The following is a 22,048-nucleotide window of genomic DNA, read 5'->3' as shown; positions in this document are numbered from 1 at the left end:
CTGCCCCGGTAGCCTCGGCGCATGCCCACCGTGACGCCGGACAGCAGCCCGACCGCTCCGTGGAGCGCACCCGTGGCCACCGGCCCGCTCGACGCCGTCGTCCCCGTCCCGGGCTCGAAGTCCCTCATGGCCAGGCACCTCGTGCTCGCGGCCCTCGCCGACGGGCCCGGCACCCTGCGCGGCGCCCTGAGCTCGCGCGACACCCTGAACATGGCGCGCGCGCTCGAGCAGCTCGGCGCGCAGGTCGACACCACGGGCCCCGACTGGCACGTCAGCCCCCTGGAGCTCGATGCCGCCCGCGCCGGGACGTCGGCGCACGAGGGTCTCCTCGACGTGGACTGCGGCCTCGCCGGGACCGTCATGCGGTTCCTCCCGCCGGTCGCCGCGCTCGTCGGGCGCACCGTGCGGTTCGACGGCGAGCCCACGGCACGCTCCCGACCCGTGGGTCCCGTGCTCGCGGCGCTCCGCGCGCTGGGCGTCAGCGTGGACGACGGCGGCCGCGGCACCCTGCCGTTCACCGTCGACGGCCGGGGACGCGCCCGCGGCGGTCTCGTCGACGTCGACGCGAGCGCCTCGAGCCAGTTCGTGTCGGGCCTGCTGCTCGCGGCGCCCGCCTTCGAGGAGGGGCTCACCGTCCGCAACACGGGCCGCACGCTGCCGAGCCTGCCCCACATCGAGATGACCGTGCGCGTGCTCCGCGAGGCGGGCGTCGTCGTCGACGACTCGCGCCCCGACCTCTGGGTCGTCGCACCCGGCGTGCCGACGGCGGCGACCGTCACGGTCGAGCCGGACCTGTCCAACGCCGCACCCTTCCTCTGCGCCGCGCTCGTCGCCGGCGGGACGGTCCGGGTGCCCCGTTGGCCGGCCGTCACGACGCAGCCGGGCGCGCTGCTGCCCGGCATCCTCACGGCGATGGGCGGGCAGGCCACCCTCGACGGTGACGTCATGACCGTCACGGGTACCGGCGTCGTGCACGGGATCGACGTCGACCTGCACGAGGCGGGCGAGCTCACGCCGACGATCGCCGCGCTCGCCGCGCTCGCGGACTCGCCGTCCCGGCTGCGGGGCGTGGCGCACGTGCGCGGCCACGAGACCGATCGGCTCGCGGCGCTCGCGACCGAGATCACGCGCCTCGGGGGGCAGGTCGAGCAGACCGCCGACGGACTCGTGCTGACACCGCGGCCCATGCACGGTGCGACGTTCGAGACCTACCACGACCACCGCATGGCGACCGCTGGTGCCCTCCTCGGGCTGCGCGTGCCGGGCGTCGAGGTCGTCGACGTCGCCACGACGGCCAAGACGCTCCCCGACTTCGTCGCGCTGTGGGGCGCGATGCTCGCGAGCCGGGCCCTGTGACACCCGCATGAGGTCCCGCGCCCGCCGCTACGACGAGAGCGATGTCCGCACCCGGCCCAACCCGCGGGGGTCGCGGCCCCGCACCAAGCAGCGGCCCGACCACGACGACGCCGACCGCGCGCTGGTCACCGGCGTCGACCGCGGCAGGTACACGCTCCTCGTGGACCCCGACACCGGCGGTGAGCGCATCGCGACGGCCATGAAGGCCCGCGAGCTGGGCCGCGAGCGCGTCGTGTGCGGAGACCTCGTGGACGTCGTCGGGGACACGAGCGGCGCGGCCGGCAGCCTCGCGCGGATCGTGCGCATCTCGGAGCGGTCCACCGTGCTCCGCCGGACCGCCGACGACACCGACCCCGTCGAGCGCGTCATCGTCGCGAACGCCCACCAGCTCGTCATCGTCACCGCGCTCGCCGACCCCGAGCCCCGGACGCGCATGATCGACCGGTGCGTCGTCGCCGCGTACGACGCCGGCATGGACGCGTTGCTGTGCCTCACGAAGGCCGACCTCGCGGACCCCGCCGAGCTCGTCGCGATGTACGCGCCGATCGGGGTCGAGGTCGTCGTCACCTCCCGGCCCGCGGACGGCGCGCCCGGCCCGGACGGTCGACCGGTCATCCACGGCCTCGACGAGGTCCGCGCGCGCCTGACGGGACGCACCTCCGTCCTCGTGGGCCACTCGGGCGTCGGCAAGTCGACACTCGTCAACTCGCTCGTGCCCGACGCCTCCCGCGCGACAGGCGTCGTCAACGACGTGACCGGGCGCGGCCGGCACACGTCGTCCTCCGCCGTCGCCCTGCGCCTGCCCGACCGGTCCGGATGGGTCATCGACACACCCGGCGTCCGCTCGTTCGGCCTCGCCCACGTGCAGGTCGAGAGCCTCCTCGCCGCGTTCGGCGACCTGGCCCGGGTCGCGACCGACCACTGCCCCCGCGGCTGCTCGCACGCGGCCGACGCACCCGACTGCGCGCTCGACGAGTGGGTGGCGGCCGCCGAGGGCGAGGAGCACGCCGCGCGGGCCGCGCGCGTCGACTCGATGCGACGGCTCCTCGCGGCCCGCGCGGGCGAACCCGCCTGAACGGCCGCGCCGCGGTGATCATGTCCCCGGGCCCGGGCGCCGCGAGCGATACGGTGCAGCCATGACCCTGCGTCCCGGGTACGACGACGACCTCCGCCTCGCCCACGTGATCGCCGACCAGGTCGACGCCCTGACGATGTCGCGGTTCAAGGCGCAGGACCTCACCGTCGAGACCAAGCCGGACACCACACCCGTGACCGACGCGGACCGCCACGCCGAGGAGATCGTGCGCTCGCAGCTCGCGCGGACGAGGCCTCGCGACGCGGTCATCGGCGAGGAGCTCCCGGACACGGGCCACGGGCCCCGCCAGTGGGTCGTCGACCCGATCGACGGCACCAAGAACTTCGTGCGGGGCGTGCCCGTGTGGGCCACGCTCATCGCGCTCATGGACGCCGGCGAGGTCGTGCTGGGCCTCGTGAGCGCCCCCGCGCTGGGCCGCCGCTGGTGGGCGGCGGTGGGCTCAGGGGCCTGGACCGGCAAGTCGCTGGCCGCGGCGTCACGGCTGCAGGTCTCGGCCGTGACGAAGCTCGAGGACGCCTCGTTGTCCTACTCGAGCCTGAGCGGGTGGGAGGAGCAGGGACGCCTCGAGGCGTTCCTTGACCTCACCCGGTCGGTGTGGCGCACCCGGGGCTACGGCGACTTCTGGTCCTACGTGCTCGTCGCCGAGGGCGCCGTCGACATCGCCGCCGAGCCCGAGCTCGCGCTGCACGACATGGCGGCTCTCGTGCCGATCGTCACGGAGGCCGGCGGGCGGTTCACGTCCGTCCAGGGCGTCCCGGGCCCCCTGGGCGGCTCTGCGCTCGTGACGAACGGCGCGCTCCACGACCAGGTGCTCGCGCTCCTGGACCCGTTCGGCCGGTAGGTCCCCGGGTCAGACGTGGTTCGCCTTGACGGCGAGGCGGCCCAGCTCGCTCACGTCGTACCAGAGCAGGTCGCGTTCCGCGAGACGTTCGAGCGCGGCCTCATCACCCGCAGCCGCCGCGACGACGTCGCCTTCCGCGGCGGGCTCGTCGACATGGGCGCACGCGACGTCGTCCCAGCCCACCGACGTCGTCAGGCGCACCGCGCTCGGGGCGTGCTCCTCACCCTCGTCGACGGAGTCCACGACCGCCGCGGGGACGTCCGCGGCGACGACGACGCGGCGGCGCCCACCCACCGAGGTGGGGTCCAGCCGGTCGAGGCTGTCGTCCGCGGCCAGGAGCTGGGCCGCGTACTCGAGGCCCTCCTCGTCCTCGTCCGGCAGGGCGGCCCGCAGCGCGGGCGTCACCGCGTGCACGACCCTCGGGCTCAGGCCGGCCTTGGCCCCGAGCTCGGCCAAGGTGCAGGGCAGGTAGATGCGCATCTGTTCAGTGTGCCCCTGCCGTGGCCGGCGCGGGCACCAAGGCACGCGCGAGCGCCGCCACGGCGCGCCGCGCGGGTGAGCCCGGCGCCTGCTCCGCCAGGGTCCGCGCAGCGAGCACCGCGGCGTCGCACGTCGCCCGGTCGTCGGGGACCAGCTCGACGCGGGTCACACCCGCGTAGCGCCGCAGCGCGTCGCGGATCGCCTCCTCGGGCCGCGGGCCGCTCGCGGAGGCGCGCACGCGGTTGACGACGACCACGCGCCCCTCGGGCGGGACGCCGAGCTCGGAGAGCTCCCCGAGCGCACGCACGAGCCGCTGGAGGCCGATGGGGTCGCCCGCACCGACCACGACGACCACGTCGGCCTCGGCGAGAGCGGAGAGCGTCGCGGCGTTGCGGCGTGGCGCGCGCGTGTCGTAGCTCAGGGCCTCGTCCTGCTCGACGGCGAAGCCGCAGTCGACGACGGTCCATGTCGCGAGGCGGCGCGCGGCCGCCCACACGACGTCGAGCGCCGATGCCGGGACCTCGGGCCAGCGGTCCGCGCGCGTCAGGCCCGTGAGGACCCGCAGCCCGGAGTCGAGCGCCGGGGTGAGCCCGGCGAGGGTCGCGTCGTCGAGCCGTCCGACAGCCGCGGCCCGCGCGGCGGCGGCGATCCCGGGGGCCTCGTCGAGCAGCCCCAGCATCTGCGCGATCGTTCCACCGTAGGTGTCGGCGTCGACGAGCAGGACCGGGTCCCGCCCCGGGTCGACGAGCGCGGCCAGCTCGGCGGCGAGGTTGACCGCGACGGTCGTGCGGCCGGGCGCCCCCGTCGGGCCCCACACCGCCACGACCGTCCCCGGTGGCGCCGCCGGGCCCGGGCTCGCACCACCCCGCTCGGAGCCGGGCACCAGGTGGTCCGCCGTCACACCCGCGGACGGTTCACGGGCGGTGCGCTCGCCCGCGTGGTCCGGGAGCACGCCCTGGCTCGACGCCGGGCCGAGGCGTGCCGCGTGCCGCTGCTCCATCGGGGCGCCCGCGGCGGACCCGTTCGCGGTCGACCGGGCCGTCACGACCCCCGCGGCCGCGGCCCGGGCACCGGGCGGGAGGCCCTCGTCCGCGTCGGCGAGGACCTGCAGGACGGCGTCCGTCGAGCCCGTTCCCGCCGAGCCGTCGGGCACCACCGCGTCCACGCCGAGCGACCAGACGCGAGCGGCCGGCCACCCGGCGCGGTCGTCGGCCAGGGCGACGACCCGGACCCCTGAGCCGTGCAGGTGGTTGACGGCCTCCCGGTCGAGCCCCGGGAGGTCCGTCGAGACGACGGCGACGTGGCCCAGGCCGGCCGCGGCCGCGGCGAGGAGCTCACCCAGGTCGGCGCAGCGCCGGGTCACGTCCAGACGCCCGGCGGACGCGCCGAGGTCGCGCACCACCGCCGTCTCCGCGCCGCCGCGCACGGCGCAGAGGACCCCCGCCGTCATCGGGATGCCGAGCCCGGGACGTGCACGATCTCGACGGATCCCTCGGCCGCGAGCGCGGCCAGCACGTCGGGGAGGTCGGCGACGGGGACGAGCACGTGCACCGTGGGCTCCGTGCCGACCGCGAAGGTGCCGTCGGGCTCCGCGACCTCCGCGACCGTCAGGCCCGTGGCGAGCTCACGTGGGGCTGCCTCAGCGGCGCCGACGCCCGCACCTCCCGCGCCGCCCGCGGGCTGCGGGACGAACCAGAGGTCCACCGTGGATCCCGTGACGACACCGCGGGGCAGCGGGCCCGCCGGCTCGACGGCGACCGGGCGCAGGCCCAGGTCGACCTCCGCGGAGACGGCCGACCGCGCGACGAGCTCGCCCTCGTCCACCGTCCGGGTGAGCACGAGCCCCTCGGGTACCGGGTCCTCGGCCGAGAGGTAGGCGGCGGTGCCGCCCTCGAGACGCACCTGCCGCACCGAGACGTCACCTGCGCCCAGGGCCTGCCCCGGGACGAGCGTCTCGCCCGCCACGTACACCGGCACCGTGCGCCCCGCCGACGCCACGAGCCACGAGCCGAGCGCCACGGAGCTCGCGACGAGGACGAGCCCCAGGAGCAGCCGAGGGTCGCGCCACCCCGGCCGCCGCAGGCGCACGGCCGGTGGGCTCGACGGCGCCCCGAGCGGATGCTTCGCGTTGTGCATGGCCCCCTGCTTCCGTGTACCGAGGCGTCCCGAACGTCCCGGTAGGTCCGTTTTCCGCGCCCATCATGCCGTGTCCGGCCGTCCTCGTGTGCCGGTCGGCGACCCTGTGCACAGCCGGCCCCCACGCGCACGGTGTGGACGACGCGGGTAGGGGTCCCGCCCCGTGCGAGACTGCGGCCATGGCGGCCCGCTTCCTGACCCTCGCTGACGTCACGGAGATCCTGAACATCTCCTCCCCCCAGGCCTACGCGCTCGTGCGCAGCGGCGAGCTGCCCGCGATCCAGATCGGCGGCCGCGGGGTGTGGCGCGTCGAGGCGTCGGAGCTCGAGGCGTACATCGAGCGGATGTACGCGCAGTCCCGCGAGCGCGTGCGTTCGGGCGGGACGGGCCCGGGCACCGACGAGGACGCAGGCTGAGACCCGCCCTGACGCACCACCGGCTGCGGACCTCGCACCGATCGACAGGCCGTCGGCCTCACGCGTGACGAGGTGGGTCAGCCTGCGCTGATGACGTCGATGCCGGCGAACGTCAGCGCGCGGGTCTCGCCCGTCGGACGGCCGGAGTCCTCGTAGGCGGGCGTGACGTCGAGGTGGTCGGCGCCGACCGCGTCGATGCGCCCGAGCACGGCTCCCCCGACCGTGACGAGCCGCACGAGGCTGCGGTCCCGTGCGACGGCGCGCAGCGCGTGCCCGAGGCCCAGCCGCCGCAGCGCAGAGCGTTCCTGGGGCGCGGCCGCGTGGGGAAGGCCGGCGACCGTGACCACCGACGCGAGCGGCACCAGGTGCTCGCGAGCGCCGTCCACCAGGAGCACCCAGGCGGGCCCGACGTCGACGACACGTCCGGCGACGACGCCCGACCGCAGGGTGAGCACCACCTCGCCCCGGGCCGCCCGTAGGCGGTCGGCGAGCAGCACGCTCGCCCGCTCGGTGCGCGTGCGATCGGCCACCTCGAGCGCGACGTCCTGGGCCGACGCCGCAGCGAGCTGCATCTCCATGTCGGCGAACAGGGCGTCCCAGCGCATGGCGACACCGTAGGGCACGCCACCGAGCCCCACGGACACGGCGCCGTCCACAAGCCAAGGACGAACTGGACACATCAGACAACACGTGCCAAGGTCAAACATCATCAAACGACATCAAACGCATGTCGAGCGCACCACTCCGCAGGGGGCCGCACGTGTCCAGGAACGATCACGCACACCCGTCGAGGCACGACGTCGGGCCCGCCCGACCGCGCGTCGGCCTCGTGCGCTCCGCCGGGGCCACGGCACTCGCCACGGGCGCCGCGACGGCACTGACGTCGGCCGCGTGGTCCTCGCTCGCCGCACTCGTCGCGGACGGAACCGGCGGACTGCTCCGGGCCTCGGTGGACGAGCTCGTCGCCCTCCCGTTCCTCGGCGCGGGCGCGGTCGCCGCGGTCGTCCTGGCGCTCGGGTGCGCACTCCTCGCGCTCTCGGCGGCCACTCGAGCCGTGGGCCTCGGCGGCCGCCGGCTCGAGGCCGCGGGAGCCCGGCTCACCCCCGCCGTCGTCCGACGAGCGCTCGCCGTCACCGTCACCGCAGGGCTCAGCCTCGGCGCGACGGCCGGCCTCGCGACCGCGGCCGAGCCGGACCTCGGCTGGACCGTGACGGCCTCCGGGGCCGCGACCTCCGAGCGCGCCGCGCCGCTCGACTTGACGACGACCGCGCCCGTCGCACCCGGCGAGCAGTCGGCCGGCACGTCGGCCGGCACGTCGGTCGGCACGGCCGTCGAGACACCGACCTCCGGCACCGCGCCCGTGGCCGGGACCGACCCGCAGGGCACCGTCGCTGCAGACCGCTCGGAGGCCGCCACGACGACAGGACCCTCGGGGACCGGTGCGGGCACCGCGGCCCTCACGGGCGCGGCCCCCGCCGCACCGGGGCCGTCGGGGCTGGAGCACGGGCCCGCCCCAGAGGGTGCGACCGCAGCCGCCTCGACGCCGACCGGCGCGACCGGCACGGTCGGTACGACGGGCGCGACCGGCACCCAGGCGACGGCGCCGACGGGCGACCCTGCGGGGTTCGACCGGTCGGCCGCCCCCGCGTCCGACGGACCCGCTGCCGCGGCCCAGCAGCACGAGGTCGCTCCCGGCGACACGCTCTGGGCCATCGCAGCCGCCCACCTGCCCCCGGACGCGACGGATGCCGACGTCGCCGCCGCGTGGCCCCGGTGGTACTCCGCGAACCGCGCCGTCATCGGGGACGACCCCGACGTGATCCAGCCAGGTCAGAGGCTCGCGGCGCCGCCCGCCTGAGCCCCGGACACCGCCACCCGCCCACGCCACCGAGGAGCACCTGTGACCGCCCTGACCGTCTCCCCCGCCTCTGCGCACCGCACCCTCGCCCACCGCACCACGCCCCGCCCGCGACTCCTTCTCCCGCCCCGCGCGGAGCCCGAGTCCGTGCGCACCGCGCGGACCGCGAGCCACCTCGCCGGGCCCCTGCGACGTTCGGTGCTGTCGCCCGTCACGGAGGCCTCATGGCCGATCGCCTCCGTGGCCGCCACGGTGACCCCCGCCAGCCCACCCGACCCCGCTCCCCTGTGCGGCGCCGTCGTGCTCGCGGCGATCGAGGCGGTCGCGGGCCGTCGTCCGCTCGCCCAGCTCACGCGCTGGGTCACCTCAGAGGTCTACGACGACCTCACGCGCGCGTGCTCGACGGCAGCGACCGAGCGCGCATCCGCGGCGGCGGCAGCGCGCAGGGCCAGGCCGGTCGCGCCCGCTGAGGTCGCCGGTCCGCGCGCCGGCGCGGTACGCGGCCGACCCGTTCGCGCCGGCCAGGCCACCGTCCGCAGCACCGTGGTCTCACGCATCGGGCCGGACACCGTCGAGGCGAGCGTGGTGATCCACGACGGTGACCGCGTCCGTGCCGCCGCGATCCGTCTGGAGACGCATCGGGGGCGCTGGCGCGTGACCGTGATGCAGATCGGCTGACGCGACGGCGCCCGGGTACGGCGGACCCAGCACTCGGCACGCGAGACGCGGAAGGCGTCGACCCCCGAACGGGGTCGACGCCTTCCGCGTGCAGGGCCTGGTGCGGTCAGTCCTCGTCGTTCTTCCCGTGGCACACCTTGTACTTCTTGCCGGAGCCGCACGGGCACTGGGCGTTCCGCGGCGTGCCGGGGAACGTCTGGCCGTCCTTCTCCGTCGCCGCCGCCTCCGCCGACACGACCGCCGACGCGTCGCCGTCGATGCTCGGCGCCGAGTACTGCAGCGGCACGCGCCGCTCGGGCCCGTCGAGGCCCTTCGCGATGAGCGTGGGCACGACCGGGGCGGCGCGTCGCTGCCCCGTCGGCGCACCCGACGCCGCCCGGGCCGGCGCCGCCGCGCCACGCACCCGGTCACGCACCGGGGCGTCCGCTGCGGCGGAGCCCGCGGGTGCCGCACCCACCTGGCCGTCGTCGGCCCCGTCCGGCGACGGTGCGCCGTCGGCCGTCGCACCGTCGGGCGTCCCGGCGTCAGCCTCGGCCGGCTCCGCGACCTTGACCTCGAGGTTGTACAGGTACGTGACCGACTCCTCCTTGATGGCCTCGGTCATCGCCCCGAACAGCTGGAAGCCCTCACGCTGGTACTCGACGAGCGGGTCGCGCTGGGCCATCGCCCGCAGCCCGATGCCGTCCTTGAGGTAGTCCATCTCGTAGAGGTGCTCACGCCACTTGCGGTCGAGCACCGACAGGACGACGCGCCGCTCGAGCTGGCGCATGTTCTCCTCGCCGATCTGCTCCTCACGTGCCGCGTAGGCGTGCCGGGCGTCGGAGAGCAGCTCCTCGAGCAGCAGGGCGCGCGTCAGGCGCGTGGCCCCACCGGCCTCCTCGACGACCTCCTCGACCGTGATCGACACGGGGAACACGACCTTGAGGGCCGTCCACAGGCCCTCCAGGTCCCACGCCTCGGGCGCGCCCTCGGCCGTCGCCCCGTCCACGTACGCCGTCACGACGTCGGACACGAAGTGCTGGAGCTGCTCGGCCATGTCCTCGCCCTCGAGCACACGGCGGCGCTCGGCGTAGATCACGGACCGCTGGCGGGACAGCACGTCGTCGTACTTGAGGACGTTCTTGCGGATCTCGAAGTTGCGCGCCTCGACCTGCGCCTGCGCGCTCTGGATGCCGCGCGAGACCATCTTGGACTCGAGCGGCATGTCGTCGGGGAAGCCCGCGCGGTTCATCATCGACTCGGCGAGGCCGGAGTTGAAGAGCCGCATGAGGTCGTCGGTCATGGACAGGTAGAACCGGGACTCGCCCGGGTCGCCCTGACGTCCGGACCGGCCGCGGAGCTGGTTGTCGATGCGGCGGGACTCGTGCCGCTCCGTGCCGAGGACGTACAGGCCGCCGAGCTCGACGACCTCCTCGTGCTCGGCCGCGACCGCGGCCTTCGCTGCCTCGAGGGCGTCGGGCCACGCCTTCTCGTACTCCTCGGCCTGCTCGGCGGGGTCGAGACCACGGGCGGCGAGGTCGGCGACGGCCATGAACTCGGCGTTGCCGCCGAGCATGATGTCGGTGCCGCGGCCGGCCATGTTCGTCGCCACCGTGACGGCGCCCTTGCGGCCGGCCTGCGCGACGATCGAGGCCTCACGCGCGTGCTGCTTGGCGTTGAGGACCTCGTGCGGGACACCCTGCTTGCGCAGCAGGCGCGAGAGCAGCTCGCTCTTCTCGACGCTCGTCGTGCCCACGAGCACCGGCTGACCCGCTGCGTGCCGCTCGACGATGTCCGCGACGACCGCCGTGAACTTGCCCTCCTCGTTCTTGTACACGAGATCCGGCTGGTCGATGCGCTGCATGTCGCGGTTCGTCGGGATGGGCACCACGCCGAGCGTGTAGGTGCTCTGGAACTCGGCGGCCTCCGTCTGCGCGGTACCCGTCATGCCCGAGAGCTTGTCGTAGAGCCGGAAGTAGTTCTGCAGCGTGATCGTGGCGAGCGTCTGGTTCTCGGCCTTGATGGCCACGCCCTCCTTCGCCTCGATCGCCTGGTGCATGCCCTCGTTGTAGCGCCGTCCCGGCAGCATGCGGCCCGTGTGCTCGTCGACGATGAGGACCTCGCCGTTCATGACGACGTAGTCCTTGTCGCGCTTGAAGAGCTCCTTGGCCTTGAGCGCGTTGTTGAGGAACCCGATGAGGGGGGTGTTGAGCGACTCGTAGAGGTTCTCGATACCGAGGTAGTCCTCGACCTTCGCGATGCCGGGCTCGAGCACGCCGACGGTGCGCTTCTTCTCGTCGACCTCGTAGTCCTCCTCGGCCCGCAGGCGCAGGGCGACCTTCGCGAACTCGCCGTACCACTTGTTCGCGTCGCCCGAGGCGGGGCCGGAGATGATCAGCGGCGTGCGGGCCTCGTCGACGAGGATCGAGTCGACCTCGTCGACGATCGCGAAGTGGTGGCCGCGCTGCACGAGCTCGTCCGGCCGCCACGCCATGTTGTCGCGCAGGTAGTCGAAGCCGAACTCGTTGTTGGTGCCGTACGTGATGTCGGCGTTGTACTGCTCGCGGCGCTCGGCGGGCTTCTGGCCGGACAGGATGCACCCCGTCGTCAGGCCCAGGAAGCGGAAGACACGGCCCATGAGGTCGCTCTGGTACCCGGCGAGGTAGTCGTTGACGGTGACGACGTGGACGCCCTTGCCCGTCAGCGCGTTGAGGTAGGCCGGCAGGGTCGCGACGAGGGTCTTGCCCTCACCGGTCTTCATCTCGGCGATGTTGCCCAGGTGCAGGGCCGCCCCGCCCATCAGCTGGACGTCGAAGTGCCGCTGGCCGAGCGTGCGCCGCGACGCCTCACGCACCGCGGCGAACGCCTCGGGCAGCAGGTCGTCGAGCGTCTCGCCCTCGGCGAGACGCGCCTTGAACCGGTCGGTCTCCTCACGGAGCTCCGCGTCGCTGAGGGCGGTGAAGCTGTCCTCGAGGGCGTTGACCTGCTGAGAGAGGCCCTGGAGCCTCTTGACGATCCGGCCCTCACCCATGCGCAGGACCTTGTCGAGGATCGAGGGCACGCTTGCTCCAGACTCGTCAGCTTCCCGCGCCGGACGGCGGCGGGTCGCCCGCGCCGTCCCCGTGTCCGTGGGAACGAGGGCTCAGCGCAGACCGAGATCCATCGTAGGCGAGGCGACGGCCCGCGGGCGAAGCACGACCACGGCGACGACCAGGAGCGCCGCGCCGACCAGGCCGGACACGCCCACCCGCTCGTCCCGCAGGACGAAGGCCCCGAGCGCCGCGGTCAAGGGCTCGAGGAGCGCCACGAGCGAGGCCGTGGTCGCGGGGACCGTCCGCAGGCCGCTGAAGTAGGCGGCGTAGGCGGCCGCGGTCGGGCCCACCCCGAGGTAGAGCACGAGGACCCACCCGCCGGCCGTGACGGGCGCGCCCCACCCGCCGGCGACGGCGACGACGGGGACCAGGAGCACGGCGCCGACGGTGAAGGACGTCGCCGTGAGGGCCAGCGGGCCGAGCCCTTCCACGGGCGCCCGGTTGACCATCGTCATGGTCGCGAATCCGGCGGCCGACCCGAGCGCGAGCAGCGCACCTGCGACCGGACGCGCGCCGCCGCCCGAGGACAGACCCACGAGCAGCAGCAGCCCGGTCGTCGCGGACGCGAGCGCGACGACGGTGCGCGCGGAAGGGCGCCGGCGCGAGGTGACGGCCGTCGCGGCCGCGACGAGGACGGGGGCGGCGCCGAGGGCCACGACGGTCGCGACGCTCACGGACGTCCAGGCCACGGCGACGAAGTAGCAGCCCTGGTACAGCGCCGCGAGGACGCCCGTGACGACGATGCGGCGCCCGACGGCGCGCGAGGGCCTCAGGTGCAGGCGCCCGACGGCCGCGAGCACCACGAGGAGCAGGCCGCCGCCGACGAGGAGCCGGTAGGCGGCGACCGTGAGCATGCCGAGGTCGGCGTCGGTCGCGAGTGCGGCTCCGGCGAGGCCGCCGGTGCCCCAGAGCACGGCGCCGAGGACGACGAGCAGGAAATCACGGGGCTCGGCCCGCGGATGGGTGCGGGCCGAGAGGAGGGCTCGCGCGTGGTGGCCGGTGTCGAAGGTGTCCATGGGTGCTCCAGAGTCCGTGGGAGGGGGGACGAGGGGCACCGCAGGGCGCGCCGAGGCGGCCACCGCGACGGTGGACGTCAGCGCGCGGGCCGGCCCCGCTACCGGTGCGGCGGCGGGGTCGTCGTGAGTCGGAGCACGAGGGTGATCCTAGGACGCGGCGACGCGCGGCGGGAGGGCCGGGGCGAGGTCGCCGCCGGCGCCGTCGGGGACCACGACGTGCTCGAGGCCGAGCCAGCCCGCCAGCTCACGGAGCTCCGCCGTGAGCTCGGCCGCTGTGGCGGCCGGCGCGTGGGGCTCGAGATGCGCGGACTGGACGAGGAGCTCACCTGCCCTGCGGTCCGCCTTGAGGTCCACCCGGGCCGCGACGACCTCGCCCAGGAGGAACGGGAGCACGTAGTAGCCGTGCACGCGCTGTGCGGCGGGGACGTAGATCTCGATGCGGTACCGCGTGCCGAAGAGCTCCTCGAGGCGCCGCCGCTCGAAGACCAGCGGGTCGAACGGGCTCAGCAGGGCGCGACCCGAGGCGCGGCGCGGAAGAGTCGCGTCGCGGTGCAGGTAGGTCGTCCGCTCCCAGCCGCGCACGCGCACGGGCAGCAGGGCGCCCTCCTCGACCAGCTCGTCGACGGCGCGGGCGACGCGGCCCCCACCCCTGATCCGGAAGTAGTCGCCGAAGCAGGCGGCCGTGCCGATGCCGTGCGCACGAGCGGCGATCTCCACAAGCGCACGCACGGCGTCGGCCTCCGCCGGCTCGGGCATCGCGAGGACCTCGGCCGGCAGCACGCGCGCCGTGAGGTCGTAGCACCGCTCGAACGCGGCGTTGCGGTACGCGGCCGTGACCTCACCCGTGAAGAACAGGAACTCGAGCACGCGCTTGGCGACCGTCCAGTTCCAGCCCCAGCCGGTGCGCACCCGCGGGTGCTCGCTCTCGTACAACGCGTGCACCTCACGTGCCGTGACGGGGCCGCGGTCCGCCACGATCGCGCGGATCTCGTCCAGGACGTCGGAGTGCTGCAGGGGCACGTCGCGGATGGTCCCCCAGGCCTGCTCGCGGTAGGCGCGCTGCCGCCAGCCCTGCAGGCGGTACGTGGCAGGAGGGACGAACGACGCCTCATGGGCCCAGCACTCGACGAGCCGCCGTGGCGAGCGCCCCGCGGCGCGGTCGAGCAGCGCGGTGTCGTACGGACCGATGCGGGAGAACGCCGGCATCAGGTGCGCCCGCGCCAGGACGTTGACCGAGTCGATCTGCAGGAGGCCCAGCCGGTCGACGACCTGCTGCAGGTGCCGCATGGTCGCCTGGCCTCCCGCCCGCCGCGGCCGGTCGAGGCCCTGCGCGCGCAGGGCGACGCGACGTGCCTGGCTCAGGGAGAGCTCGGCAGCGCGGGGTGGCGCCTCGAGCACGGAGGCGGGGCGGGGTGTCGACGTCACGAGGCCATCCTGACGCGGGGCACCGACACGGGCCCGCCGGCGGCCAGAGCGACGGCCCGGCCGTGCACGGCCGGGCCGGACGGGCACGGACGTGCCCCCGCCGGAGCGCGCGCGCACGCGCCCCGCCGCGCACCTCACGGCCCGGACGTGCGACGGGCTCCCCGCACGCTGGTGCGGGGAGCCCGTCAGGGTCAGGGCGGGGTCACACGGCCTGGGCGCTCGCCGCGACCGGTGCGTCGAGCCGGATCACGCCGTAGCTCCACCCGCGGCGGCGGTAGGCCACCGACGGCAGGGCGGTCTCGGCGTCGATGAAGAGGAAGAAGTCGTGGCCGACCATCTCCATCTCGTACAGCGCGTCGTCGAGCGTCATGGGCTGCGCGCGGTGCAGCTTCTCGCGGATCACCACGGGCGAGTCGCCCCATGACGACTCGACGGCGTCACCCGGTGCCGGAGGCGGCTCGGGCGGCGCCTCGACCGCGGGCGGCCGCACGTCGACGGGGGCCAGCGGGGTGTCCTTGTGGTGGTCCTTACGCCGGTCCCGGGCGCGCCTGAGCCTCTCGAGGAGCTTGGTGGTCGCCGCGTCCAGGGCGGCGTACGGCTCGTCCGCGCTCGCCTCGGCGCGGACCACGGGGCCCTTGCCCCGCACGGTCAGCTCGACCCGCTCGCAGACGCCTGACTGCCGCGGGTTCTTCTCGTGGGTGACCTCCACGTCGACCCGCTGCGCGCGCGGAGCGAGCTGCCCGATCTTGGCGAGCTTGTCCTCGACGTGGCGGCGGAACCGGTCGGGCACGTCCGTGTGACGACCGACGACGACGATCTCCATGGCTGACCTCCTGGGGTGGGGCGGCGGGCCTTGCCGCCGCCCGGTGGACTGCGGGGAACACCCTCATGGGGCGGACGGCGCGCACCACCTCCTCCGCGAGGAGTCATGCGGGGAGCGGCCCGCGGTGGTCCGGCGGCCTCGCGGCCCGCCTCCTGTGCCTCCCGGGTACCGCTCCATGCACTGACGTTAGTCCCCGGACGCTGCTACGAGAAGCCGACGGGCGGGCGTGCAGGGGGTGGAGTTGCCGCGAGCACGACCGCGGCCAGGACGAACCCCCCGTTCCTGGACAGGACCTCCCCGGCGGCTGCGAGCGTCGACCCCGTCGTCACCACGTCGTCGACGAGCAGGTGCCATCGCCCGGCCGGCGCGGGGCGGCGCACGGGTCCTGTCCGAAGCCGGATGCGGTCCGTCGTGTTGCGGCCGCGGGCGCGCGCACCGAGCCCGACCTGGTCCCGTCCGCCGCGCCGCTGGACCAGGACGGGCGCGAGCCGCGCGGAGACGCCCTGCGACGCGAGCCCGTCGGCCACGGCGCCTGCGAGCCCGCGCACGAGGTCGGCGCCCCTGCGTCGGCGGGCGCCCGGGGCGGACGGGACGGGGACGACGTGCAGGGTCTGCGTCCCGAGCGCCGCGCGCACGTCGGGCGCGACCTCCGCGCCCATCCGGGCCGCCGTGCGCAGGAGGTGCCGGCCGAGGTCGGCCCTCCCGCGGTCCTTCCAGGCGACGACCACGCCACGCACCGGCCCCGTGTACGGCGCCACCGCCCACACGGGCAGGGGGGCCGTCCCGTCCATGCGGTCGAGCCTGGGCACGTGCTGCTCGAAGCGGTCGACCGGGGCGTCGAGGACGCCCGCGCACGCGGCGCACAGCACCACGTCCCACAGGCCGCAGCCGGGGCACTCGACGGGCAGCACGAGCCGCCCGACGTCGCGCAGGCGACCCCCGAGGTGCCCGAGGCGCCCGTGGCCCCCGACGCCGACGACCCCGCGTGCGTCGGGCTGCCCGTGGTCGTCACGCATGCGCCGAGCATGCCCGCGCGCGGCGCGCCGGAGCCGCGGTCCACAGCCCCGACGGCGACAGGTCGGGCGTCAGCCCGGGAAGACCGGGTCCCGCACGTCGGTCGCGACGGTCTTCCAGCTCGTCCCCTGCTTCGAGAGGAGCGCGTGCTCGGCGTCGACGAGGTAGAGCGCGCGCTCGCCGCGGCCGGCCGCGATGCCGACCGTCCCCTCGACGGTCGCCAGGGCCCGGGTGGGGCCCCCGACGGGCACGAGGTGCATGGTCGGGTTGCTCATCCCCCCGCTCGTGCCGAGCACCGCGAGGGTCACCTCGTCGACCCATGCGAGCTCCGTCGCGTCGGTCAGCGCGGCACCGACCCGCAGCGGCTCCTCCGTGCCACCCAAGGACTGCGGCCTGCCCTCCTCGTCGCGCACGACACCGGCGACGTCGATCACGACGTCCTCGGGCGAGGCACCGGCCGACACGACGGCGACGCGCGTCCCGTCGCGCGAGACGCGCACCGACCGCACGGCGCGCCCCTCGAGCCAGTCCGCGGCGACGGTCAGGACCTCCCTGTCGGCGGCGACTGCCGTCAGGGTGCCGTGCGAGATCGTCTCGCCGGTCCACACCCAGCCGAACCGGTCGATCGACGGCGGCACCAGACGGGTCCCGGTCAGGAGGGTCACGGGCTCCGCCGACGCCGGCAGCAGGAGGAGCCGGCTGAGACCAGCGAGGACGACGCGCAGGGACTCGTCGGGGCTGACGGCCGGGCTGCTCGGCGACAGCCCCGTGAGCGGCCACGCGTCCTCGACCGGCACGACCTCACCCTCCACGACGACCGCGAGCCGCTCGTCCTGCAGCACGTACGGGCCGCTCGCCGGGACGACGTCCAGGAGGAGCTCGGGGACCTGCGTCGCCTCCCAGGGAACCCCGCCGACGGTGACCTCGACCGCGCTGATCGCGGTGCCGGGCAGCCCCTCGAGCGTCGCCTCGAGCTGGGCCTGCAGCAGGTTGCGGCTCCCCTGGTCCGCGAGCGCGGCGTCCGCCGCGAGGTCGACGAGCGCGACACCCGTCTCCGAGACCGGCACGGCGTCCGTCGAGAGCCGGACGCCCTCGGGGGCGCCGCTCGTCACGGCGTCACGCAGCCACGGCGACGGCCCCTCGAGCAGCGCGGCGGCCGCGAGCGTCGCCGTCTTGGTGGTCGCGAACCACCTGAGGTCGGGGACCAGGTGCGTGCCGTCCTTGCTCGCGAAGTACACGGGTGCGCGACGGTAGAGGCTGTCGAAGTTCGAGGCGTTCATGACCACGCCGTCGTCGAGGCCGGAGATCCGCCACTGCCCGGCACCGTCGACCATGAGCTCGAAGACGATCTCCTCGGGGCGCGCCCCGGGCACCGCCTCGGCGTACCGGCCTGCGGAGTCGACGACGGACTGCACGGGGACGGTGACGAGGATCGACCCGTCGTCGCGCTCCTCGAGCTGCGGCCCACGGCTCTGCTCGGGGTACACCAGGACACGGGCGCGGGGGTCCCAGCTGTCCGAGGCCCCGAAGGTCAGGTACTTGCGTGCCGTCGCGAAGTCGTCGGCGAGGCCCGCCGAGCCCGCGTTGAGGAAGCCCGAGACGATGGCCTGCGGCTCGGCGTCCAGGACCGGGTCGTCGGCCAGCGGCACGGGCCGGCCCGGCTCGTCCACGGGTGCGTCGCCGGTCCCGATCGGACCGGAGGTCGGGATCCCGACGCAGCCGGCGAGGCCCGCGGCCACGGCGAGCAGCAGGGCGCCCACCCGGGTGGCGCGGCGCCGGGACCGGGCCCGCGCGCGCTCGGCGGCGCCGTGGCGCGTCGCGGGTCTCATCGGGCCTCCAGCGAGTCCAGGTCGGGGACGGCGGCCGGGTCGAGCCCGGGACGTCCCACGCTCGAGGCGTAGGAGACCGCGGGCTCGGGGGCCGTCGCCTCGGGTGCGAGCGGCAGCGGGGAGCTCGTGAGCACGATGCCGGCGCGGCGCGGCAGGGTCAGGCGGAAGCATGCGCCGTGGGCAGGTTGGCCCCACGCCTCGAGCCAGCCCCCGTGCAGGTGCGCGTCCTCGATGGAGATCGCGAGGCCGAGCCCGGTCCCGCCCGTGGTCCGCGCCCGTGCGGGGTCGGCACGCCAGAAGCGGTCGAACACGTGCTCGGCCTCCTCCTCGGTCATGCCGACGCCGTGGTCCCGCACGGTGACCGCGAGCGCGTGCGCGTCGGCGGCGAGCCGTACCTCCACAGGTCGTCCCTCGGCGTGCTCGACGGCGTTGACGAGGAGGTTGCGCAGCACGCGCTCCACGCGCCGCGGGTCGACGTCGGCGATGACCGCCTTCTCCGGCAGGTCCACGCTCAGCCAGACGCCGCGCCGCTCGGCCAGGGGCGCCGCCTGCTCGACCGCACCCGTCACGACGTCCCGGACGTCGCGTCCCTCGGCGTCGAGCATCGCGGCCCCGGCGTCGAACCGGCTGATCTCCAGGAGGTCGGCCAGCAGGTCCTCGAAGCGGTCGAGCTGGGTCGTCAGGAGCTCGGCGGAGCGCGCGGCCGCGGGGTCGAGGTCGCCGCGGGCCGCGTGGATGACCTCGGCGGCCATGCGCACGGTCGTCAGGGGTGTCCGGAGCTCGTGGGAGACGTCGGAGACGAAGCGACGCTGGAGGTGCGAGAGCTCCTCCATCCGGCGGATCTGGTCCTGGAGGCTCTCCGCCATCTCGTTGAACGACCTCGCGAGCGTCGCCATCTCGTCGACGCCCTTGACCGTCATGCGCTCGGCGAGGTGGCCGTCCGCGAGGCGCTCGGCGACACGGGCGGCGTTGCGCACGGGCTGCACGGCCTGGCGGGTCACGAGCCAGGTCATGCCGCCGAGCAGGGCGATCAGCCCGAGCCCCGCCACGAGCAGGACGCGCTGGATGAACTCGAGCGTCTGCTGCTCCGACTCGAGGCTGTAGAGGTAGTAGAGCTCGTACTCGCCGACGACGGGCACGGCGACGGTGGACCCGATGACGATGCCGGGCACGACGCCGCCGTCGTCCGACGGCACGGCGACGGACATCCAGCGCTGCAGGTCCTCGGCCCGGACGGCTGCGCGCAGCTCGGGTGTCACCAGGTCGCTCAGGTACGGGTCCGACCGCGAGGACACGTCGTTCACGATCACGGGCAGCACGTCGGCGGGTGACCGGCGCAGCGCGACCTCCTCGCTCGTCCCGCCCGTCTGGAGCGCCTGCACGAGCTGGTTGAACAGCCCCTGCACCTGCGGGCCCGTCGCGACGAGCGAGCTGTCGAAGCTCGCCTGGGCCTGCTGGGTCGAGCGCGCGGCCTCCTCGAGCACCTGGTCGCGGCGCTGCTCGAAGAGGCCGTCGCTGATCTGGTTCGACAGGTAGCCGCCCAGGAGCCCGACCGCGACGATCCCGCCGACGAGCGTCGAGGTGATGACACGGACCTGCAACGAGGAGCGCCACCGGTGCCACACGCGCCAGACCGCGTGGACCGTGCGCAGGCGGGTCACGAGGAACGTCCGGCGCACGCGCTCACGGCGCGAGCCCCGCACGCGGACGGCGGTCCCCGGAGTCCTCGCCGCCCCCGGCGCCGGCGCGCTCATGACGACGCCATGGTCACGCCGCGCCGGAGCCCGCCTTGTAGCCCACACCTCGGACGGTCACGACGATGTCCGGGTGCTCCGGGTCGTGCTCGATCTTGGAGCGCAGGCGCTGCACGTGGACGTTGACGAGCCGGGTGTCGGCGGCGTGGCGGTAGCCCCACACGCGCTCGAGCAGCACCTCCCGCGTGAACACCTGCCACGGCTTGCGGGCGAGCGCGACGAGCAGGTCGAACTCGAGCGGGGTCAGGGGGATGAGCTCACCGGCGCGTGTGACGCGGTGCCCCGTGACGTCGATCTCGAGGTCCCCGATCGTCAGGTGCTCGGGCGTGGGCTCGTCGGTGCGGCGCAGCCGGGCACGGACGCGCGCGATCAGCTCCTTGGGCTTGAACGGCTTCGAGATGTAGTCGTCGGCGCCCGACTCGAGGCCGAGCACCACGTCGACCGTGTCGCTCTTCGCGGTGAGCATGACGACGGGCACGCCCGACTCGGCGCGGATCAGCCGGCAGATCTCGGTGCCGTCCTTGCCCGGCAGCATGAGGTCGAGGAGCACGAGGTCGGGCTGGTGGGTGCGGAAAGCGCCGAGCGCCTCGTCCCCGTGCGCGCAGAACGAGGGCTCGAAGCCCTCCGACCGCAGCACGATCCCGATCATCTCGGCGAGCGCGACGTCGTCGTCGACCACGAGGATGCGACCCTTCATGGCCCCATCGTGTCATCCCGGGGTCCCGGGTGAGGACACCCACGCCGGACGCCGTCCCGCACGGTCCTGACGTGGCACGATGGGGCGCGCGCCGCATGGACGCACGTCCAGGCCCCGACGGGCCGCGCCGGCGCCCGACCGGACCGCAGGGGAAGTGACGTGAGCGAACCGAACGAGGCACCGCGTGGATGGGGGCCCCCGCCCGGGCAGCCGCCGGGCTACGGCCCCGGCACGCCCGCGCAGGGCAGCCCGACGCCCGGCGCGCAGCCTCCCTCCGGGGCACCGCAGCCCGGCGTGCCCCAGTACGGCGCACCCCAGTACGGCCAGGGCCAGTACGGGCAGGGCCAGCCACCTCAGCAGGGCCAGCAGCCGCAGTACGGCCAGCAGCCGCAGCAGGGCCAGCCGCCTCAGTACGGCCAGCAGCCCGGGCAGCCCCAGTACGGCCAGCCTCAGTACGGGGCCCCCCAGTTCGGCCAGCCCCAGTACGGGGCCCCCCAGTTCGGCCAGCCCCAGTACGGTCAACCGCAGTACGGCCAGCCTCAGTACGGCGCGGGCTTCGGCGCCCCCACCGGGCTCCCGGTGCAGCGCGGCATCATCCCGCTGCGGCCCCTGGGCCTCGGCGAGATCTTCGACGGTGCCTTCAGGTCGGTGCGGTCCAACCCGCGCGTCATGTTCGGCTTCACGGCGATGGTGGTCGGCGCGGCGTCCGTGCTCGGTGTCATCACCCAGATGCTCCTCATCCCGTTCATCGCGGGCGCGGTGACCGACTTCAGCACGGACATCGACCCCACCGGGACCGCAGGGCTCGCCGAGTCCATCGCGGGCCCCCTCAGCCTCTTCGGGGCCCTGCCCTGGCTGAGCCTCGTGACCCCCGTGCTCACGGGACTCCTCACGGCATCCGTGAGCCAGTCCGTCATCGGGCGCAAGATCACGGTCGGCGAGCTGTGGGGCCAGTACTGGCGCCGCGCCCTCATCCTGCTCGGGCTCAACACGGCGCTGTACGTCGTCTTCGTCGTGCTCCTCGCCGCGCTGGTCATCGGGCTCATCGCGCTCGGAGCGGCCGGCCAGGTGGGCCTCGCCGTCGTGCTCGGGCTGCTCCTCGGAGTCGCGTCCGCGGTCGCCGGCGTCTGGTTCAGCGTGCGGATCCTGCTCGTCCCGCCGGCCCTCGTGCTCGAGGGCGCGCCCGTCCGCTCGTCGATCGTGCGCGGGTGGCGCCTGTCCCGGGGCAGCTTCTGGCGCCTCCTCGGCATCTACCTGCTCACCTCGGTGATCACCTACGTGCTCCAGCAGCTCATCACGACGCCGTTCACGCTCATCGCGATGTTCGTGTTCCCGGACACGCAGTCGTTCGGGTACGCGGTCCTCATGACCCTGAGCATGGCGGTGTCGATGATCCCGTCGATCGTCTTCACGTCCGCCGTCGTCGCGCTGCTCTACGTCGATGTGCGCATCCGTCGCGAAGGCCTCGACGTCGAGCTCGGCCGGGCCGCCGAGACGGCAGCCCAGGAGGCCGAACGCGCTGACGGCGCGTGGTCCGGCGGTGGGCAGCGGTCCTGAT

General features: G+C 74.9%; 19 protein-coding genes. 7 read left to right on the top strand and 12 right to left on the bottom strand.

Annotated features, from left to right (window positions below):
* Positions 1 to 21 precede the first annotated feature (21 nt).
* From aroA to hisN, 3 genes are all read left to right on the top strand, one after another.
* Positions 22 to 1,356, top strand: a complete 1,335-nt coding sequence (aroA, locus tag FZ988_RS03375) for a 3-phosphoshikimate 1-carboxyvinyltransferase (protein WP_149202613.1) — start codon at positions 22 to 24, stop codon at positions 1,354 to 1,356.
* Positions 1,357 to 1,363: 7 nt separating this feature from the next.
* On the top strand, positions 1,364 to 2,431 hold the full coding sequence (rsgA, locus tag FZ988_RS03370) for a ribosome small subunit-dependent GTPase A (protein WP_149202612.1): 1,068 nt from the start codon (positions 1,364 to 1,366) through the stop codon (positions 2,429 to 2,431).
* 61 nt (positions 2,432 to 2,492) lie between these two features.
* Positions 2,493 to 3,293 carry a histidinol-phosphatase gene (gene hisN / locus FZ988_RS03365; RefSeq protein ID WP_149202611.1) on the top strand — a complete coding sequence of 267 codons (801 nt, stop codon included), beginning with the start codon at positions 2,493 to 2,495 and terminating at the stop codon, positions 3,291 to 3,293.
* Positions 3,294 to 3,302: 9 nt separating this feature from the next.
* Here the strand turns inward: hisN and FZ988_RS03360 are convergent, their stop codons facing one another.
* Genes FZ988_RS03360 through FZ988_RS03350 form a run of 3 tightly spaced genes read right to left on the bottom strand, consistent with a single transcriptional unit; the run spans position 3,303 to position 5,909 of the window.
* On the bottom strand, positions 3,303 to 3,773 hold the full coding sequence (locus FZ988_RS03360; RefSeq protein ID WP_149202610.1) for a DUF6912 family protein: 471 nt from the start codon (positions 3,771 to 3,773) through the stop codon (positions 3,303 to 3,305).
* Between the two features lie 4 nt (positions 3,774 to 3,777).
* Positions 3,778 to 5,223 (bottom strand): CpaE/TadZ family protein, encoded by a 1,446-nt coding sequence (locus tag FZ988_RS03355; RefSeq protein WP_149202609.1) that lies wholly within the window; start codon positions 5,221 to 5,223, stop codon positions 3,778 to 3,780.
* Positions 5,220 to 5,909, bottom strand: a complete 690-nt coding sequence (locus FZ988_RS03350) for a hypothetical protein (protein ID WP_149202608.1) — start codon at positions 5,907 to 5,909, stop codon at positions 5,220 to 5,222. Before FZ988_RS03350 ends, FZ988_RS03355 begins: the two co-directional genes overlap by 4 nt.
* 179 nt (positions 5,910 to 6,088) lie before the next feature.
* On the opposite strand from FZ988_RS03350, the gene FZ988_RS03345 reads away from it, so the two are divergent.
* Positions 6,089 to 6,325, top strand: coding sequence for a helix-turn-helix domain-containing protein (locus FZ988_RS03345; RefSeq protein WP_149202607.1), 237 nt, complete (start codon positions 6,089 to 6,091; stop codon positions 6,323 to 6,325).
* Positions 6,326 to 6,402: 77 nt separating this feature from the next.
* On the opposite strand, the gene FZ988_RS03340 is transcribed toward FZ988_RS03345, so the two are convergent.
* Positions 6,403 to 6,930 carry a hypothetical protein gene (locus tag FZ988_RS03340; RefSeq protein ID WP_149202606.1) on the bottom strand — a complete coding sequence of 176 codons (528 nt, stop codon included), beginning with the start codon at positions 6,928 to 6,930 and terminating at the stop codon, positions 6,403 to 6,405.
* Positions 6,931 to 7,085: 155 nt separating this feature from the next.
* Here FZ988_RS03340 and FZ988_RS19115 point away from each other — a divergent pair, with 155 nt between their 5' ends.
* A complete protein-coding gene (locus FZ988_RS19115) occupies positions 7,086 to 8,183 on the top strand; it encodes a LysM peptidoglycan-binding domain-containing protein (RefSeq protein ID WP_149202605.1) in 1,098 nt (365 codons plus the stop codon).
* Positions 8,184 to 8,225: 42 nt separating this feature from the next.
* Complete coding sequence (locus FZ988_RS03330; RefSeq protein ID WP_149202604.1) at positions 8,226 to 8,861, top strand: Rv3235 family protein; 636 nt, start codon at positions 8,226 to 8,228, stop codon at positions 8,859 to 8,861.
* 106 nt (positions 8,862 to 8,967) lie between these two features.
* On the opposite strand, the gene secA is transcribed toward FZ988_RS03330, so the two are convergent.
* The 8 genes from secA to mtrA form a co-directional block, all read right to left on the bottom strand.
* The gene (gene secA / locus FZ988_RS03325) at positions 8,968 to 11,901 is read right to left on the bottom strand and encodes a preprotein translocase subunit SecA (protein ID WP_149202603.1); all 2,934 of its coding nucleotides are present in this window, start codon (positions 11,899 to 11,901) and stop codon (positions 8,968 to 8,970) included.
* An 81-nt stretch (positions 11,902 to 11,982) separates the two neighbouring features.
* A complete protein-coding gene (locus FZ988_RS03320; RefSeq protein ID WP_149202602.1) occupies positions 11,983 to 12,948 on the bottom strand; it encodes a DMT family transporter in 966 nt (321 codons plus the stop codon).
* A gap of 147 nt (positions 12,949 to 13,095) precedes the next feature.
* Positions 13,096 to 14,373, bottom strand: coding sequence for a winged helix-turn-helix domain-containing protein (locus tag FZ988_RS03315; RefSeq protein ID WP_246169174.1), 1,278 nt, complete (start codon positions 14,371 to 14,373; stop codon positions 13,096 to 13,098).
* A 202-nt stretch (positions 14,374 to 14,575) separates the two neighbouring features.
* Positions 14,576 to 15,196 carry a ribosome hibernation-promoting factor, HPF/YfiA family gene (gene hpf / locus FZ988_RS03310; protein WP_149202600.1) on the bottom strand — a complete coding sequence of 207 codons (621 nt, stop codon included), beginning with the start codon at positions 15,194 to 15,196 and terminating at the stop codon, positions 14,576 to 14,578.
* A 203-nt stretch (positions 15,197 to 15,399) separates the two neighbouring features.
* Positions 15,400 to 16,212, bottom strand: a complete 813-nt coding sequence (locus tag FZ988_RS03305; protein ID WP_149202599.1) for a ComF family protein — start codon at positions 16,210 to 16,212, stop codon at positions 15,400 to 15,402.
* Between the two features lie 69 nt (positions 16,213 to 16,281).
* Complete coding sequence (locus FZ988_RS03300; protein WP_149202598.1) at positions 16,282 to 18,039, bottom strand: LpqB family beta-propeller domain-containing protein; 1,758 nt, start codon at positions 18,037 to 18,039, stop codon at positions 16,282 to 16,284.
* Entirely contained in the window at positions 18,036 to 19,793 is a 1,758-nt protein-coding gene (gene mtrB, locus FZ988_RS03295) for an MtrAB system histidine kinase MtrB (RefSeq protein ID WP_149202597.1), read from the bottom strand. Before mtrB ends, FZ988_RS03300 begins: the two co-directional genes overlap by 4 nt.
* Before the next feature lie 13 nt (positions 19,794 to 19,806).
* A complete protein-coding gene (gene mtrA / locus FZ988_RS03290; RefSeq protein ID WP_149202596.1) occupies positions 19,807 to 20,490 on the bottom strand; it encodes an MtrAB system response regulator MtrA in 684 nt (227 codons plus the stop codon).
* Between the two features lie 159 nt (positions 20,491 to 20,649).
* Here mtrA and FZ988_RS18420 point away from each other — a divergent pair, with 159 nt between their 5' ends.
* A complete protein-coding gene (locus FZ988_RS18420; RefSeq protein WP_188078958.1) occupies positions 20,650 to 22,047 on the top strand; it encodes a DUF7847 domain-containing protein in 1,398 nt (465 codons plus the stop codon).
* Position 22,048: the final 1 nt, after the last annotated feature.

Source organism: Actinotalea subterranea (assembly GCF_008364845.1).
Taxonomy (GTDB): domain Bacteria; phylum Actinomycetota; class Actinomycetes; order Actinomycetales; family Cellulomonadaceae; genus Actinotalea; species Actinotalea subterranea.
This window is presented reverse-complemented; position numbering and strand designations above follow the sequence as displayed.